The sequence below is a fragment of the Bacteroidia bacterium genome (assembly GCA_040880525.1).
GTDB lineage: Bacteria > Bacteroidota > Bacteroidia > CAILMK01 > JBBDIG01 > JBBDIG01.
Map to the genome: position 1 here is coordinate 1 of JBBDIG010000032.1, position 21118 is coordinate 21118.

The 21118-nt window shown below is 45.9% G+C and carries 17 protein-coding genes and 1 riboswitch; of the genes, 14 read left to right on the forward strand and 3 right to left on the reverse strand.

The window, feature by feature from the left end; translation table 11 throughout:
* The 7 genes from WD077_08980 to WD077_09010 form a co-directional block, all read left to right on the forward strand.
* The coding region (locus WD077_08980) for a 2-oxoglutarate dehydrogenase E1 component (protein MEX0967359.1) at positions 1–814 on the forward strand (814 nt) is incomplete at its 5' end.
* Positions 815–912: 98 nt separating this feature from the next.
* On the forward strand, positions 913–2196 hold the full coding sequence (odhB, locus tag WD077_08985; GenBank protein ID MEX0967360.1) for a 2-oxoglutarate dehydrogenase complex dihydrolipoyllysine-residue succinyltransferase: 1284 nt from the start codon (positions 913–915) through the stop codon (positions 2194–2196).
* Positions 2197–2270: 74 nt separating this feature from the next.
* Positions 2271–2464: riboswitch (cobalamin riboswitch) on the forward strand.
* A gap of 96 nt (positions 2465–2560) precedes the next feature.
* Positions 2561–4474 (forward strand): TonB-dependent receptor, encoded by a 1914-nt coding sequence (locus WD077_08990; protein MEX0967361.1) that lies wholly within the window; start codon positions 2561–2563, stop codon positions 4472–4474.
* Complete coding sequence (locus WD077_08995) at positions 4471–5535, forward strand: DUF5074 domain-containing protein (protein ID MEX0967362.1); 1065 nt, start codon at positions 4471–4473, stop codon at positions 5533–5535. The genes WD077_08990 and WD077_08995 overlap by 4 nt, the downstream gene beginning before the upstream one ends.
* Before the next feature lie 56 nt (positions 5536–5591).
* On the forward strand, positions 5592–7406 hold the full coding sequence (locus WD077_09000) for a T9SS type A sorting domain-containing protein (protein ID MEX0967363.1): 1815 nt from the start codon (positions 5592–5594) through the stop codon (positions 7404–7406).
* Positions 7407–7588: 182 nt separating this feature from the next.
* On the forward strand, positions 7589–8968 hold the full coding sequence (locus tag WD077_09005; protein ID MEX0967364.1) for an SUMF1/EgtB/PvdO family nonheme iron enzyme: 1380 nt from the start codon (positions 7589–7591) through the stop codon (positions 8966–8968).
* Between the two features lie 4 nt (positions 8969–8972).
* Positions 8973–9362: a T9SS type A sorting domain-containing protein gene (locus tag WD077_09010; GenBank protein ID MEX0967365.1), complete on the forward strand. Its 390-nt coding sequence runs from the start codon at positions 8973–8975 to the stop codon at positions 9360–9362.
* Positions 9363–9476: 114 nt separating this feature from the next.
* Here WD077_09010 and WD077_09015 read toward each other — a convergent pair whose 3' ends face one another.
* Together WD077_09015 and WD077_09020 are read right to left on the reverse strand one after the other, a co-directional pair.
* The gene (locus WD077_09015) at positions 9477–11372 is read right to left on the reverse strand and encodes a T9SS type A sorting domain-containing protein (GenBank protein ID MEX0967366.1); all 1896 of its coding nucleotides are present in this window, start codon (positions 11370–11372) and stop codon (positions 9477–9479) included.
* A 68-nt stretch (positions 11373–11440) separates the two neighbouring features.
* On the reverse strand, positions 11441–11608 hold the full coding sequence (locus tag WD077_09020; GenBank protein ID MEX0967367.1) for a hypothetical protein: 168 nt from the start codon (positions 11606–11608) through the stop codon (positions 11441–11443).
* 102 nt (positions 11609–11710) lie between these two features.
* On the opposite strand from WD077_09020, the gene WD077_09025 reads away from it, so the two are divergent.
* Positions 11711–13108 carry a hypothetical protein gene (locus WD077_09025; protein ID MEX0967368.1) on the forward strand — a complete coding sequence of 466 codons (1398 nt, stop codon included), beginning with the start codon at positions 11711–11713 and terminating at the stop codon, positions 13106–13108.
* 6 nt (positions 13109–13114) lie between these two features.
* On the opposite strand, the gene WD077_09030 is transcribed toward WD077_09025, so the two are convergent.
* Positions 13115–13924, reverse strand: coding sequence for a hypothetical protein (locus WD077_09030; GenBank protein ID MEX0967369.1), 810 nt, complete (start codon positions 13922–13924; stop codon positions 13115–13117).
* A 351-nt stretch (positions 13925–14275) separates the two neighbouring features.
* Between WD077_09030 and WD077_09035 the strand changes: the two genes are divergently transcribed.
* The 6 genes from WD077_09035 to WD077_09060 all read left to right on the forward strand — a co-directional run bounded on the left by WD077_09035 (position 14276) and on the right by WD077_09060 (position 21103).
* Entirely contained in the window at positions 14276–16168 is a 1893-nt protein-coding gene (locus tag WD077_09035; protein ID MEX0967370.1) for a DNA topoisomerase IV subunit B, read from the forward strand.
* 45 nt (positions 16169–16213) lie between these two features.
* Complete coding sequence (locus WD077_09040) at positions 16214–16618, forward strand: GxxExxY protein (protein MEX0967371.1); 405 nt, start codon at positions 16214–16216, stop codon at positions 16616–16618.
* A gap of 42 nt (positions 16619–16660) precedes the next feature.
* Complete coding sequence (locus WD077_09045; GenBank protein ID MEX0967372.1) at positions 16661–16846, forward strand: hypothetical protein; 186 nt, start codon at positions 16661–16663, stop codon at positions 16844–16846.
* Positions 16847–16938: 92 nt separating this feature from the next.
* Positions 16939–17430, forward strand: coding sequence for a DUF6252 family protein (locus WD077_09050; protein MEX0967373.1), 492 nt, complete (start codon positions 16939–16941; stop codon positions 17428–17430).
* Between the two features lie 91 nt (positions 17431–17521).
* A complete protein-coding gene (locus WD077_09055) occupies positions 17522–18013 on the forward strand; it encodes a DUF6252 family protein (GenBank protein ID MEX0967374.1) in 492 nt (163 codons plus the stop codon).
* Positions 18014–18355: 342 nt separating this feature from the next.
* Positions 18356–21103 (forward strand): DNA gyrase/topoisomerase IV subunit A, encoded by a 2748-nt coding sequence (locus WD077_09060; GenBank protein ID MEX0967375.1) that lies wholly within the window; start codon positions 18356–18358, stop codon positions 21101–21103.
* The last annotated feature ends 15 nt before the right edge of the window (positions 21104–21118 follow it).

The window sequence follows — 21118 nt, forward strand, 5'->3', positions numbered from 1 at the left end:
CAATTCATTGCTCTCAGAATATGCTGTGCTGGGTTTTGAATATGGCTACTCATTAAGCAGCCCAAATACCCTCACAATCTGGGAAGCGCAATTTGGCGATTTCTCCAATGGAGCTCAGGTAGCCATTGACCAATACATTGTGTCGGGCGAAAGCAAATGGCAGAAAATGACCGGCCTCACGCTGTTCCTCCCGCACGGCTACGAAGGCCAGGGCCCGGAACACAGCAATGCCAGGCTTGAGCGATTTCTGCAATTGGCTGCCGAGTACAATATGATCATTGCCAATTGTACCACACCGGCAAATTTTTTCCACCTGCTGAGGCGGCAACTGGCCTGGCCATTCCGTAAACCTCTTGTAGTGTTTACGCCCAAATCTCTGCTGCGCCACGAGCGGGTTGTCTCGCCAGTCAAGGATTTTACCCACGGTCGTTTCATGGAGGTTATTGATGATGCGGATGCCCCTAAAACTGCAAAGCGCGTGTTGCTCTGCTCTGGCAAAGTATATTATGATTTACTGGCAAGAAAGGAAGAGAAGAAAATTAAGAATATTGCCATTGTGAGGATTGAACAACCTTACCCCTGGCCGGAAACAGGACTGGAAAAGATCTATTCAAAATATTCAAAGGCGGAATTTGTCTGGGTACAGGAAGAACCCAAAAATCTGGGTCCATGGTATTTTATTAACAGCCTTGAACTGCCGGTGAAACTGAAATGTATTTCCAGAAAGAAAAGCGCCTCTCCGGCTACAGGCTATAATAAAGTTCACCAGCGCGAGCAGAATGAGATTGTTTCGCAGGCAATGACAATAGAATAAAGCCGGCAAGGATTCTTTCCACCGGCTAAGAACCATCTGTTCCGGTAGTTGTAATCATTTTTACTCTCAAATTAAATTCAAAAGGCAACATATTTAAAATGGCTGAAATAAAAATTCCTAACGTTGGTGAATCTATCACCGAAGTAACCATTTCAAAATGGCTGAAAGAAGACGGTGATTTTGTGGAAATGGACGAAGCGATAGCTGAAATAGAATCGGACAAAGCCTCATTCGAGGTGAATGCTGAAGTGGAAGGAATACTGAAGATCAAATCATCAGAAGGTGAGACTGTGAATATCGGGACCGTGATAGCCGATATTCAGCCGGGAGAAGGGGGCGCGGAGAAAGAAAAGCAGAAGAAGGACAAAAGCACCGCAGATAAAGAGGATACACCTGCCGCAGATAAAGCAGAGAAGAAAGAACAGCAAAAAGAAACACCTTACGCTTCAGGACATGCTTCTCCTGCCGCAGCTAAAATTTTGCGCGAAAAAGGAATTTCACCGGAAGATGTGAATGGCTCCGGCAAAGATGGCCGCATCACTAAAGAGGACGCGGAAAATGCTGAAGCCAAAAAAGAAAAGAGCGATCAAAAAGCTGAAAAACCGGACTCAGCAACAGAAAAAGCTCCGGACAGCAAAAAAGAATCGAAACCTGCAAAAGCGGAGAAAAGCCGGCCCGAAGAACGCAATACCCATCGGGAGAAACTCTCCACTTTGCGAAAAACCATTGCCAAGCGGCTGGTAGAGGCAAAAAACCAAACCGCGATGCTCACCACTTTTAATGAAGTGGACATGGGCAACATAATGGAACTCCGTAAAAAGTTCAAGGACAAATTCAAGGAAAAACATGAGGTGGGGCTCGGCTTCATGAGTTTTTTCGCCAAAGCCGTTTGCCTGGCCATAGAAGAATTTCCGAAGGTGAATGCCTCACTTGATGGCGAAGAACTGGAATACCACGACTATGTGGATATGGGAATCGCTGTCTCAACTGAACGGGGCCTGGTGGTGCCCGTTGTACGCAATACTGAAAGCATGAGTATGGCAGAGATTGAGCAACAGATCATTGACAAGGCGGTGCGAGCCCGCGACAATAAACTTGGTATTGATGAAATGCAGGGCGGCACTTTTACCATCACCAATGGAGGGATTTTCGGATCAATGCTCTCCACTCCCATCCTCAACCCGCCTCAAAGCGCCATTCTTGGAATGCACAATATCGTTGAGCGGGCGGTGGTAATAAATGGCGAAATAAAGATCCGCCCCGTGATGTTCGTGGCCCTGAGCTACGACCACCGGGTGATTGATGGCCGCGAATCCGTCAGCTTCCTTTTGCGCGTAAAAGAATACCTTGAAGACCCCGCAAGGATGCTGATTGGCATTTAAAATCCATATTTAAGGAATAGTATTTTTCCTACATTTTTAGAAATTCGGGGAATTCTGATTCTAAAAATTTTTACATTTGTCCTCTTGTCAGAGGTTCTCCCGAAAATGGAGATGAAAAGGGAATCCCGTGAAAATCGGGAACAGTTCCCGCTGCTGTAAGCCCATTAATATTGCTGCTCCTTTTATGTCACTGTCCTGGCCTTAGCCGGATGGGAAGACAGGCAGCAATGGGTAAGTCAGAAGACCTGCCTCTCACAACATTCGAAGCTTTCGGGATAAAAGCGAAGAAATGAACTCCAGCCTGCGCTGCTCCATTCATTTCCGCATTATTCCGTGTTTCGGTTTTAATTTTAAATTAAAAACCATGCGCGGTTACTGTATTCTTTTCATCCTTATGTGCTTTGCTGCTTCCTGTGTGGCGCAGCACCTGCCGGACACCGTAAAGCTGAAAGAAGCCGTAATCGTGGAACCCCGTGCTCAGAGCTTTATAATCGGCAGAAGCTCACAAACCATTGACAGCAACTGGATAAAACTGAACCGGCAAAACTCGCTTGCAGAAATGCTGGATGGCAGCAGCCATTTATTCCTGAAAACATACAGCCCCGGAGGATTGGTAAATACCTCGCTCCGCGGAATGGCCGCAAATCATACTGCTATACTTTGGAACGGGTTCAACCTACAAAGTCCGCTAAACGGGCAGCTTGAACTCAGCCTGATCCCGGCTTTTTTCATTGATAACCTGGAAATTCAGCAGGGTGGTGCAGGGGCCATGTGGGGTAGCGGTGCCATTGGCGGAAGCATCCTGATGGCCAGCGAAAGCAAGTTCAATAAAGGCCTGACCATATCCCTCAATAGCGGTACGGGTAGTTTTGGAAAAATGCAGCAGGGCGCAAAAATCAGCTTCAGTAATAAGCGCTGGAGCACTACCACCCGTATCTTCAGGCATTCATCTGATAATGATTATCGTTACCGTAATTCCACAATTGCCGGCAACCCGGTGGAACGCCAGGAAAATGCGGCCATCAGGCAGTATGGGCTGCTCCAGCAAAGCAGCATGAGGTTAGGCTCCAGGCAGGCCCTGTCATTCTTTGGATGGTGGCAATTCAACGACCGGCAAATTCCGCCCACGCTCACCACAGCATTCAGCACTGCCCGCCAGCAGGACGAATCGCTGCGCACGGGTTTGCAATGGCAGCGAAAGGGAAAGGCTGCTGACCTGAGCATCCGGACGGCATGGCTCCATGATTGGCTGCAATATGCTGACAGCTCCATTTCGCTTTCATCCGTTACCCGCTCGCATTCCATCGTTTCAGAAGCTGAAGCTAAGCTCAGATTGCCGAAATTCTCCCGGCTTAACCTGGGCCTTAACAACACCTACACCACCGCCTCCAGCCTGAAAATTAAGAATGCAGAACAAAAAAGAAATACCACCGCACTGTTTGCTTCCTATTCTAAATCCAATAAAAAAAGCACCGCAACAGGATCGGTGAGTCTCCGCCAGGAATTGATCGAAAATGAATTCGCGCCTATGATCCCGGCAGTGGGCTTTGAGTTTCACGTTCTCAAAAGAAAAATAGTGCTTAGAGGAAATGGCAGCAGAATTTACCGGCTGCCTACTTTTAATGATCTCTACTGGCAGGAAAGCCAGGCGCATGGAAACCCGGATTTAAAGCCAGAACGAGGCTGGAGCAGCGAAACAGGTTTTGACATTAAAAACGAAACGAAACTATGGCAATACGGGCTGGGGGTTACGGCTTTTGCCATCTCTACCCGGGACCTCATACAATGGTATCCGCTGGGAAATATTTGGCAGCCCGTGAACCGGAACCGTGTCTTTTCCCGTGGGATTGAAAATGAGGCCCATCTGCAGCGGAAATGGGACTCCTGGCAATTCAGGATTACAGCCAGTTACAGCGGCACCCGCTCCACCCTGGCTGAAGCAGCCAACGAGCAGAACAGAGGAAACCAACTAATTTATACCCCCATCCACCAGGCCACTGCCACCGCCAGGATTGCCTGGAAAGAACTGGAGTTCCGATACCGGCACCATCACGTGGGTTCCCGCTTCACTTTGCAGGATAATTCAGCTTGGCTGCCGGCTTTCCAAACAGGAACACTGCTCATTCAGTATGCGGCCCGGTTTCCTTCATCGCAGGCCACATTTCATATCAGGATCAACAATCTGTGGAATGCAGACTATCAAGTTGTGGAATTCCGGCCGGTACCGCTTATTAATTATGAAGCAGGCATTTCTCTTAAATTGAATAACAGATCATGAAAACCATTCTTTTATACTTCTTAATATTTCTGGCTCTTGCCTCATGCAAGGAGAAAGATGATATGACGCCTGCGGTGGAACAGGCGGAGTTTCCGCAGGGAATATTTGTGGTCAATGAAGGTCTTTTCCAAAGCGGAACCGGCTCCATCACCTATTTTAATACAGAGCGAGGTGAAACCTGGGTAAACGTTTTCAGCGAAGTAAATCAAAGGCCGCTTGGCAATGTGGTACAGAGCATGGCCATTCATCACAACAAGGCTTATATTGTCGTGAACAATGCAGGCAAAGCAGAAGTGGTAAATCTGGAGGATTTCAAATCGGAAGGGGCAATTGATGGACTGGTGCTGCCACGCGTTTTCCTCGGCATTAGCAATGACAAAGGCTACATAAGCCAGTGGGGAGCAGGCGGCATGAATGGCAGCGTGCAGGTGGTAAATCTGGAAACAATGCAGGTGGAAAAATCCGTTTCAGCCGGTTCGGGTACAGACTATTTAATGATGCACAACAACCACGTCCTGGCGCTGAATGGAGGCGGCTTCGGCAATGACAGCACCATGACTGTGATTGACCCGGAAACTGATGCCGTGCTGCAAACCATACAACTCCAGCCAAATCCGCGAAGTGCAGTAACTGACAATGATGGAAAGTTGTGGATACTGTGCGGTGGACGCTATGATTTTATGGATCCTGATAAGGATAGTCCCGGCCATCTGCTGCGGTTGCATCCTCAGACGTATGTCATTGAACTTGATCTCGAATTTCCTTCTCAAAAAATTCATCCTGACAAACTGGTGATGAATAAAGCGGGAGATGAGATGTATTTTCTTTACGGCAGTGGAATTTACAGCCATCCGGTTTCCGGAACGAACCTGGATCTTCAGCCGTTAGTGAACCGTACTTTTTACAGCCTGGGATACGACCGGGTATCAGAAACAATTACGGCTGCCGATGCCGGAGACTTTATTTCTAAAGGATGGGTAATTCGCTATCTGGAAACCGGTAGCGTACTGGATTCTTTTAAAGCAGGCGTTATTCCAGTCAACTTTGTATTTAATTATTAAAATGAAAAACTAAACAGATGAATACTTTAAACATTGGAACAGAAAAAATTACAACGATGAAAAAAACAGCGCTCTTATTTCTTTCCGCCCTCATGTTAGGAGCAATACAGGTGGATGCTCAAAACCCTGTCCTTAACCAGGTTTTAATTGGAAACGGGGGAAACTTTGGCGCCCCTGGCAACCAGGTGGAATTTGGCCGCTATAATCCTGCTGACCAAAGTTATTTCACCTTTGCTGCCGTCCCCGGGAGCTACACCAATTTCGCGTATGTTGACAGCCAGGAAGTATATATGAATGCCGATTCCTTCGTATTCCGCTATGAACTGGACCATTATCAGCAACTTGGCGTATTCCAAAGTGTGGGCGTGGTGGATATGGCGCGTTATGAAGATTATCTGATCGTTCTCAAGGGTTTTGGAGCGCAGGGCGATTATGTTGATATTCTGGATACCGGCACTTTTGTACCAGCCGGGTCAATTCCACAGATCACCAATGAAGCCCGCGATATTGCCATTGTGGGAGACACCGCTTATATAACCCATAATCTTCCCGGAACAATTGATCAGTTTCCGCCTTTCCAAATATTCGCTGACAGCATCGGATATATAGCGATCATTGACTTGCCGAACCGCAAGTTCGTGCGCAATATTTCTCTTGGACAAAACGGAGCAGGAGCCGGACAAATTTTCATTCAAAATAACACGCTCTTCACCGTTAATAATGAAGCCGGAAGCATAGGCCGTTACCTCCTCGGGACTAACGTGTCCACAACCACTAACCTGCCTGTCGCTGATAAGGGTGCCGGTATAAAAGACGGGTTGCTGTATGCAAATTTCGGCCAGGGTATTGGAAGTTTTGACATCTCCACACTGGCAATTATTGATACAAATATTGTGGAGAGGCCCGGCATTGAAGCCATGACTATGGATACTCTGGCCAATGAATTTTACGCTACCTATACCGATTTCTTCAGCTATGGAAGTTTAGGACGATACGACATCAACGGCAACCTGATTGATTCATTGGAAATTGGCGTATCTCCACAAGCCATTGCAACCGAATACCGAACTAAGCCAATAGCCGAATTTATGGCCAGCGAAACCGCTCCGCTTGTTTATGACACCGTAATGTTTATTGATCTTTCTATTCATGACCCGGTGCATTACCAATGGAGCATAACTCCTTCTTCGTTTGTATATGTTAAGAGTACAGGGCAGAATTCACAAAATCCTTTTATAGTTTTTACTGATACAGGAAAATTTACCATCCAGTTAATTGTATCATCTGCCGGTGCCGCTGACACTTTGGAGCGGGAACAGTACATCCGGGTGGTGGCGGAACCGCTGAACCTCAACTTCAGCGCTACAGACAGGAACCCTGATACGAGCGATACCGTAACCTTTACACCTACTTATACTTTTGCGCCCGATTCCTTCCGATGGATCATCACCCCAGCCGCCTTTCAGTACGTTAACGGAACCGACAGCCTGTCTGAAATCATTGATGTGGTTTTTGATAAAGGTGGATTTTTCACGGTTACGCTTGTTGCATACTCCCCTTTTGATAAGGACAGCATTGAGAAATTCCGCTATATTGAGGTTGAAGGGCCAACCGGAGTGGCAGGATATTCGGATTTTGATTTTAATATTTACCCCAATCCAACTTCTAATATCCTGAATATTGAAATTTCAGGAAAGATTCCTTCTGAGGTAAACGTAACCTTGTATGCCGCTGATGGAAGGAATTTATTGGATCATCAGTTTGCAGGAACAGAGGCCCGACTGGATATTTCCCATTTGAAAAAAGGGGTTTATTTTTTAGAAATAAATTCTGAAACCGAAAGAACTATTAAAAAAGTCATTAAGTTTTAAATTTAATGGTAAACCCGGCAGAATCTCATTACTAGTATCTCCGTGTCCAGATAATCTTCAAAATGAAATACATTTCCCTGTTATTGTTTTCATTATTTTTTTTATCTCAATTTTCATTGTTTGGGAATAATATTCAGATAAAAGATTTATCTGTTTCAGAAAATGCGAAACTGCATTGCTCATTGAAATGGGACAATAGCTGGAACCTGGATGCTACCGCCCCGAATAACCATGATGCCGTTTGGGTTTTTGCCAAATTCCGGAAAGATGCTGGCATCTGGCAACATCTCTATCTCAGCAACGACACAGGATTTGCTGCATCAGATGCAGATATGATGGTGGTGCCGGTGCAGGATGGAATGGGCGCATTCGTCAGGCGGCAGAATGCAGGGGCCGGAAACCTGGAATGGCTGGAACTAACGCTGCAACTTCAGGAGGAGCTTCCGTCTGGAAGCTACGAAATCCGCCTGTTTGCGATAGAAATGGTGTACGTTCCGCAAGGCAGCTTTTGGCTCGGAGACGGGCAAAGCTTCAACCGCTTCCGGGCGGGCGCAGATTCCGGTGCTTTTGAGGTCACTTCGGCAGGAGCAATCTCCGTGGGCAACAGTTCCGGCAAGCTCTCTCATTCAGGTAAATATCCCATATCGGGAGACATTCCTGCTGCCTATCCAAATGGTTTTGATGGCTTTTACTGCATGAAATACGAACTGTCTCAGGAGCAATATGCAGACTTCCTGAATACGCTTACTTATACACAACAGGAGATGCGGACTTCCATTTCACCAGATGCTGCGGAAGGGACGCTGGCCCTGGCGCATCCTTCTGCTCCGGGCCGCAACGGGGTCGTCATAAAACTTTCCGGTACAGCTCCCGGCAAACCTGCCGTGTATACCTGCAATGCCACTCCTGCCCTGCCTTTTGCAGCCACTGATGACGGGCAAAACCGCGCTTGCAATTTCCTGAGTTGGGCTGACCTCTGCGCTTACCTTGACTGGAGCGGTTTGCGGCCCATGACCGAACCCGAATTTGAGAAAGCCTGCCGGGGGCCGGAACTTCCCGTGCCGCTGGAATTTGCATGGGGCACGCCTTATGTGACCGATGGAAACACGATTGTGAATGACGGACTTCCCACTGAAACCGTAACAGAAAAAGGAGACGACACCACCGGCCTCGCCAGCCACGGATATGACGGACCGCAGGGAGCGCTTCGATGTGGTTTTGCTGCACAGGGAAATAACGGCCGCAGCCAGACAGGAGCCTCCTTTTACGGCATTATGGAAATGAGCGGTAACCTCTGGGAAATCTGCGTAACGGTTAATGCTGAGGGCCTCACCTTTACAGGAATCCACGGAGATGGAAACCTGACACCTACAGGAGAAGCCGATGCCGCCCGCTGGATACCTGCAGGTGATGGAGCCGGCCACCGGGGAGGCGCATGGCTCAGTGGCATTAGCCCACAATTCCGCGACCTGGCCACTTCCGACCGCTTTTATGGCGGCCTCAAACCTGTCATTCGCAGAAGCACCGGTGGCGGACGCGGAGTAAGAACCTTCCAATATTAAAATAATGAATAGACTGCTGCTGCTTTTGCTTTTTAATACATGTACCATTTCCGTTCTGGCCCAGGCCCCTTATGCCGGAGGCGAGGGTGATGGTTATGCCTCTGCCAGTATGAGCGTGGTAATCTCCTCGGTAAATGAGCTTGAAAATGGCTTACCTGAAGTGCGCATTTTTCCAAACCCTGCACGAGGCTTCGAACATTTCAGTATTGAAATTAATACCCTAAATAACGAAGCTGTACTTTTGGAAATAATGAATTTAGCCGGACAAGCCGTGTGGCAAAAGCGAACGGATGTGCCTGTAATTAAAACTCAACTTCCTCCTGGTTTTTATTTTATCAGCATAAAAACAAAGGAAGGGGAAATCCAGAAGAAGCTGGTGGTAGTGGGGAGCTAGGCTACATTTCTGCTTAAACATCATACATTCCATAAATAAAGAAATACAGATTTCGGAACCACCGGAACTGCCAAAGAACAAACAAAACGATCGTTCTGCATTGACCCTTTCACCCTACCAAACCACAAGCTTTCCTATCACAATTTTCTTATTTTCAACCATAACATTATAAATATAGGTTCCGGCAGGAAGATCATTCCTGTAGAGAGTAATTCCGCTATGATCTGATTCATAAGTTACCGCCATTCGCTGTCCGGTAATCGCATAAAGTTGTAGTTCCGGTTTATTTTCCTTTAAAGGACTTTGAGTGCCAATAACCTCTATTCTGGTGAAGTCCGCAAAAGGATTTGGATAAACAGTAGACGACACAACTTCAGGGTTGTCCTGGGCGATTGATGTTTTCATTTGATTAAGTATGGCTATGTGATTCACCTGCAAATAATCATTCGACAAAGTAAACTTCCCTCCTACTACGATTTCACCTTCCAGACTTTGAATATCATTTATTGTAGCATTAAAATGTCCCTTAGGATAAATTGAGCCACTGAGCAAATCTAAACGTGCAAGATTTTTCCATAAATACATCTCTGTCCCAGTTTCAAATTCACCGCCTATTAAAAATTCTCCAGTAATTGTGACGTATTCGATATCATTAATAAAATTCATGTTGTATCCCCCTTGGTTAATTACTCTTATAACAGGCTGCCATTTGCCATTCAATAATCGGGAAACGGCAGCCACCGGATTTCCATTTTTATCATGGAAATTGCCTGCGGCATAGAGCGTTCCGTGCGCTTCGTATATTCGCTTTAATATCCTGATTGGAGCATCAACCCCGGAACTGAATCCAGTCCAGGCCGCCTGCTTTTGAAGACTCATGCAATCGGTACATCGCGCCAGGTATGATGCTTCGAGCGTATCGTCAATAACCATAAATTCACCTCCGGCAATGAGGTCTAAGGGAGTAGTTTCAATAGTGTATACCGGTTTATCCATCCTGGCTATTATCTCCCATCCGGTTCCATTGGCATTACCACGCGCTACATAATGTTGTTTTTCGCCATTTTCCAATGTCCAGCCGGATATCACCCAGCAACTTTGACTGGTAATAAAATTGTTGGTTTCTCCAGTCTGATTAGGAATCAAATCCAGCAACTCCCACTCATCGGTGTCCCGGGTCCAAATGGCAAGCTCATACGCAATGTCATTCTCAGAGAAATTTCCCACTGCATAAAGATGGCTCATAGAGCTATATAAACGTTTTACTTCTCCCGGTAAACCTGATCCCACCGGTTCAAAACTTTGCCGGTTCCATCGTACCACATTCGCACAGGCAATTCCACTTGCATCCGAGAAATTTCCACCTACTAAATATGACCCATCATACACATCATAAATTACCGAATTCACCGGCCCTTCAATCCCATCTAAAACAGGCAACCAAAGTTCTTTGGGATAATATGTAGGTTGTATCAACGCCAACTCATCCACCGTAAATCCATTTTCATCGGCCCAAAGCGATAACTGCGGAGCAAACCTGTTTAGATCATCTATAAATTCATAATTGTATTTTTTGCTAATCTCATTTGCAAAATTTTCATGTCCGGATTCAATTATCAGATAACCAACCGCACAGGCTGTACCGCTGAAATCAATGAAGTACGGCTGTCTCTGAGCATGAAGCGTGTTCTGCGGAAAATCACCACCGACTGCATATCGGTGGAGCACAGAAAGGTTTTCATTTCGTTTTGCCTGTTGCTCCGGACTCAAGTGCCAGGATTCAACAGCCCGCAAGCGCTTTTCTACCATCAGTAAATGAAATGTGATCCGTTCTTCATTTGACTGAAATGCGATCAGTTCGTTCATTTCTGAGCCATTCATGCAGCTTTTCCATTGATCATTGACACTACGCAGGTGCTCTATCAGGGGAGCTTTTACAGCGAAATGAAGGCTGAATGCTGAAGCCGGTATAACACAATAAAAAATGGTAAGTAGAATAAGAAATCTCATAAGCTTGGTTTTTTGCAAATTAACAAATAATATTTTTACTCTATTCACATTTAACCCATATCAAAAGTTTAAAGTTGCATTCGCATCCTCCATTCCAGTTTTGATCCTGCCTCTCTCACTTGCTCCTTGTAGAAGTGCTCTACAAAAAAGGCTGATACTCCTGCTTTCAACTCAATATTCGCAATTTCAGTTACATACGAAAACGTTTCTGACTCAGTCTCTGGGACCAGCTTCATTCGACTGCCTGTGCTCAACTTGACCACTACGTAAGTACAAGGAGTTTATTCATTATTTACTTTGCATTGCTTTATCTTGTGCGAAATTTGACTCTCCGTCTGATGAAAACACCTAAGAAGCTGATATTTGCTTTTATCCCCGCACTTGCACTGTTCCTGGCTTACCTTTTTGGCTATCAATACAATACCGTCTCTGAAGAAACCTATATCCGTCAGGGAGCCAATCAATGGATTGTTCTTATCTCTTTCGGCCTGGGTTTTTTGGTTCTTTGGATTTGGGAGGCATTGCTTGAGCGGAGGAAAAGGGAGCTTAAATTACTCCTGATTTCTTTCCTCTCCGCATTTGGATTATGGTGCCTGGTCATTTCCCAACTTGACCCTGGTCTCTTAAAATCACTTGTTTATTTTCTACTGAACCCCATTGCCCTCTATTGTGTGATCAGAGGCTGGATCAGGTCCGGCTGGCAAAATTTGTTTTGGAATTATCTGCTGGGAATTATTTTCTTCGGTTTGCTGGTGGTGTATTTCTTCCTTCCCCTTTTATACGAATGGGATCTGGAAAATTATCACAGTTATATTGTAGCGGCAGCCATATTCATCCAAGTTTATGGAATTTATTATTTTATTTTTAATCTGGAATCAGACAAGGAATTAATTGCCGGCTTTCCATCCAAAGCAAAAAAACCTAACATTAAGGGATCCGAATTTATACGGGATTCATTTATGGTTTACGGCTTAATGATATTTATGACCTTTTTTTTTTTCGCTAAACTCACCACCTGGTTCCGTTATGAATTTGATCGTTGGTATGAATTGTTTTTTATTCCTGAATTATCCATTTCACTTATTTTTATTTTTTGGTCTCTGCATGTCTATTCCAATTTGGTTATCAGGCGATTATATACCATTAAACAACCCATTACATGGCGGTATTTCTTCAGCTTCTGGCCCCTGGTCAACTTTTTTATTCTCATACCTTTATCCAATGAAAAAGCAGCGAGGGAACATCGGGAAGCCCTGATCAATCCCTCTGATTTTTTTCCATTTAATGAAAAAGAAACTTCACGGATATTTAAAATGGGTCTCTTGGTGGTTACCCTGGCGATTTACTTTATTTCCTATGTTATCTCCTTTGATGAGTCTCGCAATGCTACTGACCTGACCGAAAATCAATGGTTGACATGGTACCTCGAATGGTATCTACTTGCTCAGGGTTTGTTGCTGGTGCTCATGGCATTCAACCGGTGGGCATGGATTCCGCTGGTTCTCCTTCATTTGACCACCGTGGCTCTTAAGTTTGAATATATTAAACAATTATCAGAAGCTGCATCTTTTGGTTACCGCTACCCATTTAATGGACTTGATGTATTTCAATTTTTGGTGAGCGGAATTATTATGATTTACGTTTATTACCATGTATTTCATCCTATAGATCTGGAAGTAGAAGAAATGCGGCAAAATGCTCTGACATCAGAAGAAGCGCCTTCAAGCCACCATTAATTTAATTTATGTTTTATTCTCAATTAAAGTAAAAGTTGATACCATTTTAATCAACTCATTCTGCACATTTTGCGGAGTGATGGATAAATTATAATTGGCAGTAACGATGAAGAACTTGGTACCCCGCTTCACCACTTTCTGATAAGTAACGCCACCTGTTTGCGGATTACGGTAAGAAAGAAAAGCCGTCCGCCCTTCGTGGTCATAAGAGATCTCGGGCCACTCTGACAGCATTCCGGCCATTGAGATCATTTCAAGGGCAGAAGCCACATATTCCTCCAGAGAGTATTCTGAGCCAGGATCTTCGAGGTTTACGGCAACATGTTCACCCTGGGGCCGCGAAATAGTATGTACCGCCACCAGGGGATTGTTATAGCCCTGGGCGTTATAATTTACGCTCCAATGCTCAGGCGAAGGAACCGTCAGCAAATAGCCGCCCTCCTTGTTGATGAGGTTTTGACCGGTAAAATTCTCCGGGCTGATTTTCTTTTCCGATCGCTGTTCAAGTTCCGTGATCACATCCTCATTTACTTCTCCCGTGGTGAATTCCACGCTTTTGTCCTCCTGCGTGCCTTTGTAGCTGGCCTCCTTCACGTTTACCTGATCCACAATGGGCTGCTCCACTGAAACGCTGAATTTTCCAGTGGCCAGGTCCACATCCACTTTTCGATTTTCGCCCGTTGGATTGCGGAGGAAAACTACGTATACCACAAAGACGATCAGAACTGCAAGCACGCCATACATGGCAAGGCTCCTGATGGTTTTCTGCCGTTCTTTCTCAATCTCAAGACGTTCGGATGGTTTTGGGTCGGACATCGAATTAATTTTAAAACGAAGATAGAAACAGGAATTCAATTTGGTATTTGGTATTGTACCGGAATTGCAGGATTATGATCACTATTCGTTAATTCGCCTGGAGTCAGTCATGGACTGTATCATTATTGCATTTTTCGGAATTGCGGCAAACGTTTCCATCCACCATCTGTGTACAACTTAGCTCCCGGTAAATTCCAAAGCGGTTTTTCTTCATTTATCTTTGCTTTTTTCAGGCTGGAACTAACAGATGCCGGAATAATGACAGCGTGGTTTGCAGATTTCTCATTGATAAACTATTATTAAGGAATGTAAAATCATAAAATTTTTCGTTCTATTTGAATACAAAACCCTATGGCACAACAAAATATCTATAATGAAGACAGCATCCGGTCGCTCGACTGGAAAGAACACATCCGCCTCCGCCCGGGGATGTACATTGGCAAACTGGGCGATGGCTCGGCACAGGACGATGGAATCTACATCCTTGTAAAGGAGGTGATTGACAATTCCATTGACGAATACATCATGGGCAACGGCCGCAAGATCGAGATCAACATCAGCGATTATAAAGTGACGGTGCGAGACTATGGCCGTGGAATCCCGCTGGGAAAAGTCTTGGAATGTGTGAGCAAGATCAACACGGGTGGGAAGTACGACAGCAAAGCATTTCAGAAATCGGTTGGGCTGAATGGTATAGGTAGCAAGGCGGTGAACGCCCTGAGCAAATATTTCAAGGTGCAGTCATTCCGCGATGGCAAAACCAAGATCGCTGAATTTGAACGGGGCGAGCTGATTAACGAAACACAGGAAAAGACGGACGAGCCAAACGGTACCCTCGTAACTTTCGTACCTGACGACACCATTTTCAAGAACTACAAATTCATTCCTCAGTTTCTTGACAATCAAATCTGGAACTATGCCTTTCTGAATTCCGGGCTGAGTATCTGGTTCAATAATGTCCGGTTTTACAGCAAACACGGGCTGCTGGACTTGCTGGAGCGTAAGATTGATGAGGAAAGCAGGCGCTACCCCATCATCCACATGGTGGGCGATGACATCGAGATTTCCCTGACGCATGGCGACCAATATGGCGAGGAATACTACAGCTTTGTAAACGGTCAGCATACAACACAGGGCGGGACCCACCTTCAATATTTCAAGGAGGCGCTGGTGCGCACATTGAGGGATTTTTACAAGAAGGATTTCGACACCACTGACATTCGCGCATCTATTGTTGCAGCCATATCTGTGCGGGTGCAGGAGCCGGTATTCGAGAGCCAGACCAAAACCAAGCTGGGCAGCCAGGATATGGGTCCTGACGGGCCATCGGTACGAGCATTTATCGCTGACTTCCTGAAGAAGAAACTGGATGATTACCTGCATAAAAACCAGGCAACGGCCGAGGCGCTGCTGAAACGCATTATGCAGAGTGAGAAGGAACGCAAGGATATGGCGGGTGTGAAGAAAATCGCGCGGGAAAGGGCAAAGAAAGCAGCCGTCCATAACAAGAAGCTGCGCGACTGCCGCATCCATTATACAGATGATAAAAACGAGTTGCACCATGAAAGCACTCTCTTCATCACCGAGGGCGATTCTGCGAGCGGTTCAATTACTAAAGCGCGGAGAGTAGAAACACAGGCGGTTTTCAGCCTCAAGGGAAAGCCGCTGAATTGTTTCGGGCTGAAGAAAAAGGTGGTATACGAGAATGAGGAGTTCAACCTGCTGCAGCACGCTCTGAACATTGAGGATGGTCTGGAAGGACTGCGCTACAATAAGATCGTAATCGCCACCGATGCCGATGTGGACGGGATGCACATCCGCCTGCTGATGCTGACGTTCTTCCTGCAGTTCTTCCCGGATTTAGTGAAGAACGGCCACGTATACATTCTGGAAACGCCACTGTTTAGGGTGCGAAATAAGAAAACAACCTACTACTGCTACAGTGAGCAGGAAAAGCAGGAGGCGATACGGAACCTACAAGGGAAACCGGAGATCACACGCTTTAAGGGTCTTGGCGAGATCAGCCCTGATGAGTTCGGGAAATTTATTGGCGAGGACATCCGCCTGGAGCCGATCATCCTGAAAAAGGACACCAGCATCCAGAAGATCCTCTCCTACTTCATGGGCAAAAACACCCCGGCCCGCCAGGAATTCATTATTGATAATTTGAAGGTGGAGAAAGACGTGGTGGTGGAATCCAAGGAGAAGAAATTAGAGTCGGAAGAATTGCAGCAGGTAGCCTGATGGGACGCTGATCTTTATGATATTATATAATGAAATTATGATTTTATGGAATCTGAGAATCACAAGCATTCCGAGGTGACGGAAAAGATTATTAAATGCTTTTATAAGGTTTATAATTATTTAGGATATGGATTCCTTGAGAAAGTATATGAGCGAGCCATGTGGTTGGAATTAAGAAAGCAATTTAAAAATGTACGTGCACAGCAAGCAATCGAAGTGTTCTATGAAAATGAAAGGGTAGGTGAGTATTTTGCCGATTTAATTATAGAGGAAAAAGTTATTGTAGAGCTCAAGGCCGCAGAGAATCTTTGTGAAGCGCATGAGGCGCAATTGACCAATTATTTAAGGGCCACAGATATGGAGGTGGGTTTGTTATTGAACTTTGGGAAGGAACCACAATTCAAAAGAAAAGCCTTCTCAAATAAATACAAACCCCACATTAAACCATAATTGGGTTCATGAGAATCATAAAAATCAGCGTTCCAATCAAATATGGAAGAAGAAGAGAAGATACATGACGTTACGGCCGTTAGTGGCATATACGAGAACTGGTTCCTGGACTACGCTTCGTATGTGATTCTTGAGTGGGCCGTGCCTGCCCTGGAAGAAGGAATGAAGCCTGTGCAGCGCAGGATCATGCACGCCATAAAAGAGATGGATGACGGCCGATTCAACTGATTATGCAGTACTGGCCTTAATCTCTAATTTTTTTGAACTTTTCGAATAAATATCATGAAAAAGCATTTACTTTTGCATCGGAAAACAACATAATGAAAAACCTACTGCTAAGCCTTTTACTATTTACCGGATTAATTACAGCATGTGCCAAACCAGAATTGAAACCAAACATTCATGGCTTCAAGTGCTATGTAAACGGAACCCTGTGGGAGCCTTCAAAACAAGGTGATATGTTTGCGGACATTGTACGAATTCAGCTATCCGATTCAGGCTTCAGTGTATCTGCAGTTAATAGCCCACAAAGGTTCCATATAAATGTTCATGATCCGAATGGAATCCTTCCGGGGAATTATATTCTTAATAGCTCAGAAAGCTGGACAAATTTTGCAGTTTATGATGATAACCTTTCCACGGATCAGTACATCACGGATTCCAGCCATGTGGGCACCCTGACTATAGCAAAACTTGATCGTTCCTCTAAAATAGTTTCAGGGATTTTTCAGTTTAATGCCTATAACAAAAGGCAGAATAAAACGGTCAAGGTAATCCAGGGGGAATTTCAAGGAGAATATGTGGTCAGGTAGCAACCTTCCTTTATAATAAATTTTTCTTTTTTAAAAACATAATAAACAAAGGAAAAGAATTCCTTTGTTTTGAACTTTTCGAATAAATATCATGAAAAACCTACTGCTAAGCCTTTTACTATTTACCGGATTAATTACAGCATGTGCCAAACCAGAATTGAAACCAAACATTCATGGCTTCAAGTGCTATGTAAACGGAACCCTGTGGGAGCCTTCAAAACAAGGTGATATGTTTGCGGACATTGTACGAGCTAAGTTATCTGATTCTGTGTTTGGTATATCTGCAGATAATAGTCCAGAAAGATTACATTTAAATGTTCGAAATCCACATGGAATTGTGGAAGGGGAATACTTCATTAGTGGTTCTGAAAGCCGAACCAATTTTGCCATATACGATGACAATCTCTCTATAGACAGATATATCACGGATACCCACCATACAGGAACCCTAGTAATAACTAAAATAGATCGATCTTCACGGATTATTTCAGGAACTTTTGAGTTTGAAGCCTGGAATGAGACTAGGCAGAAGGTTGTAAGGGTAAGCAAGGGTGAATTTCATGGGGAGTATGAACCTATTTAGGTTTTAAATTCTTTACTCAATTCTAATTTTACTAAACTAAAAGAATGAAAAGAATTCTTTCTTGAATCGCAGTAGTATGTGCAATGCTCGCAACCTTATCTTTAATAGCGCAGGAAAATAATACTTCAATAGGCTAGTTGTGGTGTGGGCTAAAATTGCATCCTTCTGTCTCCAGCTTACCGTCTTCCCGGATAGTCGCCCTATCCTCCATACTTTTTTTCTTAACACACCGTCAATAACTTTCCCTGTTCCTTTTCTGCTTTGCAGGCTTAGATGCTTAAATTTCGGCCTTTTTCTCAAGTAAGAAATTGACCGCTGTAGGCAGCGTACCAAGATTATAAAATGGAAGAGAACGGAATACCCGAAGAAGAGAAGATACATGACGTTACTGCCGTTAGTGGCATGTACGAGAACTGGTTCCTGGATTATGCTTCGTATGTGATCCTGGAGCGGGCGGTGCCTGCCCTGGAAGATGGAATGAAGCCTGTGCAGCGCAGGATCATGCACGCCATGAAGGAGATGGATGACGGCCGCTTCAACAAGGTGGCCAACGTCATTGGGCAGACGATGCAATACCACCCACACGGTGATGCCTCTATTGGCGATGCCATGGTAAACCTGGGCCAGAAGGACTTGCTCATCGAAACGCAGGGAAACTGGGGTGACATCAACACGGGCGACTCGGCTGCAGCACCACGATACATTGAGGCGCGCCTCAGCAAGTTCGCGCTGGATGTGGTGTTCAACCCACAGACCACCGAATGGCAACTTAGCTATGATGGCCGCAAAAAAGAGCCGGTAAACCTGCCGGTAAAATTCCCGCTGGTGCTGGCGCAGGGCGTGGAAGGAATTGCCGTGGGCCTCAGCACTAAGGTAATGCCCCACAACTTCATAGAACTGTGCAAGGGCAGCATCGAGATTCTGAAAGGCCGCCAAACCAACCTCTACCCCGACTTCCCCACAGGCGGAATGATGGATGTGGGCAACTACAACGAGGGCCAGCGCGGCAGCCGCCTCCGGGTCCGGGCTAAAATTGAGGAGCTTGACAAACAAACACTCCTGATCCGTGAACTCCCTTACGGAACCACCACCACCACAATTATTGATTCCATCCTGAAGGCCAATGACCAGGGCAAGATCAAGGTGAAGAAGGTGGTGGACAACACCGCGCAAAATGTGGAGATAGAGATTCAACTGCCCAAAGGCGTTTCGCCCGACATCAGCATTGATGCGCTCTATAAGTTCACCGATTGTGAGGTGAGCATAAGCCCCAACGCCTGCGTGATTTTTGACGACAAGCCGCACTTCCTCAACGTGAACGACATCCTGGAGCGCAGCACCGTTCGCACCAAATGGCTGCTACAGCGCGAACTGGAAATCAGACTGGGCGAGCTTGAGGACAAGTGGCACGCCAGCTCGCTGGAAAAGATATTCATCGAAAACCGCATTTACCGCGACATTGAGGAGGAAGAAACCTGGGAAGGCGTGATCAGCGCCATTGACAAAGGCCTCGACCCGCACAAGCACCTCCTGCGCAGGGAAGTCACTGAAGAGGACATTACCAAGCTCACCGAGATCAGGATCAAGCGTATTTCCAAATTCGACTCTTTTAAGGCTGATGAACTCATCAATAATCTGGAAGAGGAAATGAAGCAGGTGCAATTCGACCTGGAGCACCTCACCGATTTTGCCATAAAATATTTTGAAGGACTTATTAAAAAATACGGCAAGGGAAGGGAGCGCAAAACCACCCTCCGTGAGTTTGAAAGCATTGATGCCACGATGGTGGCCATGACCAACGAGAAGCTGTACGTAAACCGAAAGGAAGGTTTCATCGGCTACGGAATGAAGAAGGATGAGTTTATATGCGAATGCTCTGACATTGATGACATCATCGTTTTCAGGCGCGATGGCACCATGCTCGTCACGCGCATAGAGGAGAAGAAGTTCGTGGGCAAGGACATCCTGCATGCTGACGTGTGGAGGCGCGATGCACGCATGGTCTATAATGTGGCCTATGTGGATGGTAAGAGTGGCATCACACGCGTCAAGCGCTTCAACGTTACCGGCATTACGAGAGATAAAATTTATGACCTGACCAAAGGCACTAAGGGCAGCCGCATCACCTATTTTACTGCAAACCCTAACAGTGAGGCCGAGGTGGTAGAGGTGCAGCTAACGCTGGGCAGCAAGGCGCGCAACAAGAAATTCGATTACCACTTTGCCGAACTGGACATAAAAAACCGGAGCGCGCAAGGGAATATCCTTACCAAACACCCGGTGCGGCAAATCCGCCTTTTGGAGAAGGGTGCCAGCACACTTGGCGGACGCGACATCTGGTACGATGAAGTAACCGGCCGCCTGAACCATGACGACCGTGGCAAATACCTCGGCAGTTTCGACACTGAAGACCACATTATGGTGATCCGCAAGGACGGCACGTATGAGCTGACCAACCACGACCTCACCAACCGATACGAGCCAGAGAAGCTCCTGCTGATTGCCCAATTCGACCCGGAGCGGGAAATCACCTGCCTCTACTGGCATGGCGAGCAAAAGCACAATTTCATCAAGCGCTTCCAGATTGAGACGCTCTCCATTGGCCGCAAATTCGACATCCTTGATCCCGGCTCCGACCTCAAGTTCGTCACCGACAAAATTGACCCCCTGGTAAAGGTCACCTTCCGTGGCAAAGGCCGCAAGAAGTACGAAGAAGAACTCGACCTCTGGGACTGGGAAGAACTCCGTGGCTGGAAAGCCCAGGGCAAGAAAATCACCTCCGATGCCATCGAAGAAATAGAACTGCTGGAATGGTATGAAGAGGAAGAAGAAACAGATGCCTCAGCCGAACCCCTCGAAGAATCAGACGAGCCAATAAAGACCGGCCATGCGAATCAGCCGGAGGAGGACGTTCAAGGTTCAGCGTTCAAAGTTCAGCGTGATGCTAAACCCGGAACCCGGAACGCTGAATCAGGAACGGACGAAGCACGGGAATTTGAATGGGACTTAAAGACAGATGCCGGAAAAGCCAAACCTGCAAAGAAGCGGGGGAAGAAGAAAGGTGGAGGTGGGCAGATGGGGTTGTTTTGAGAAATACAAAATTTA

Excerpts from the sequence above, each read along its gene's own strand:
- WD077_09000 (MEX0967363.1), top strand. The coding sequence starts at position 5,592 with ATGAAAAAAACAGCGCTCTTATTTCTTTCCGCCCTCATGTTAGGAGCA.
- WD077_09015 (MEX0967366.1), bottom strand. The coding sequence starts at position 11,372 with ATGAGATTTCTTATTCTACTTACCATTTTTTATTGTGTTATACCGGCT.
- WD077_09045 (MEX0967372.1), top strand. The coding sequence starts at position 16,661 with ATGGAAGAAGAAGAGAAGATACATGACGTTACGGCCGTTAGTGGCATA.
- WD077_09060 (MEX0967375.1), top strand. The coding sequence starts at position 18,356 with ATGGAAGAGAACGGAATACCCGAAGAAGAGAAGATACATGACGTTACT.
- WD077_09010 (MEX0967365.1), top strand. The coding sequence starts at position 8,973 with ATGAATAGACTGCTGCTGCTTTTGCTTTTTAATACATGTACCATTTCC.
- WD077_09030 (MEX0967369.1), bottom strand. The coding sequence starts at position 13,924 with ATGTCCGACCCAAAACCATCCGAACGTCTTGAGATTGAGAAAGAACGG.
- WD077_09020 (MEX0967367.1), bottom strand. The coding sequence starts at position 11,608 with ATGAAGCTGGTCCCAGAGACTGAGTCAGAAACGTTTTCGTATGTAACT.
- WD077_09040 (MEX0967371.1), top strand. The coding sequence starts at position 16,214 with ATGGAATCTGAGAATCACAAGCATTCCGAGGTGACGGAAAAGATTATT.
- WD077_09050 (MEX0967373.1), top strand. The coding sequence starts at position 16,939 with ATGAAAAACCTACTGCTAAGCCTTTTACTATTTACCGGATTAATTACA.
- WD077_09055 (MEX0967374.1), top strand. The coding sequence starts at position 17,522 with ATGAAAAACCTACTGCTAAGCCTTTTACTATTTACCGGATTAATTACA.
- WD077_09035 (MEX0967370.1), top strand. The coding sequence starts at position 14,276 with ATGGCACAACAAAATATCTATAATGAAGACAGCATCCGGTCGCTCGAC.
- WD077_08990 (MEX0967361.1), top strand. The coding sequence starts at position 2,561 with ATGCGCGGTTACTGTATTCTTTTCATCCTTATGTGCTTTGCTGCTTCC.
- WD077_09025 (MEX0967368.1), top strand. The coding sequence starts at position 11,711 with ATGAAAACACCTAAGAAGCTGATATTTGCTTTTATCCCCGCACTTGCA.
- WD077_08995 (MEX0967362.1), top strand. The coding sequence starts at position 4,471 with ATGAAAACCATTCTTTTATACTTCTTAATATTTCTGGCTCTTGCCTCA.
- odhB (MEX0967360.1), top strand. The coding sequence starts at position 913 with ATGGCTGAAATAAAAATTCCTAACGTTGGTGAATCTATCACCGAAGTA.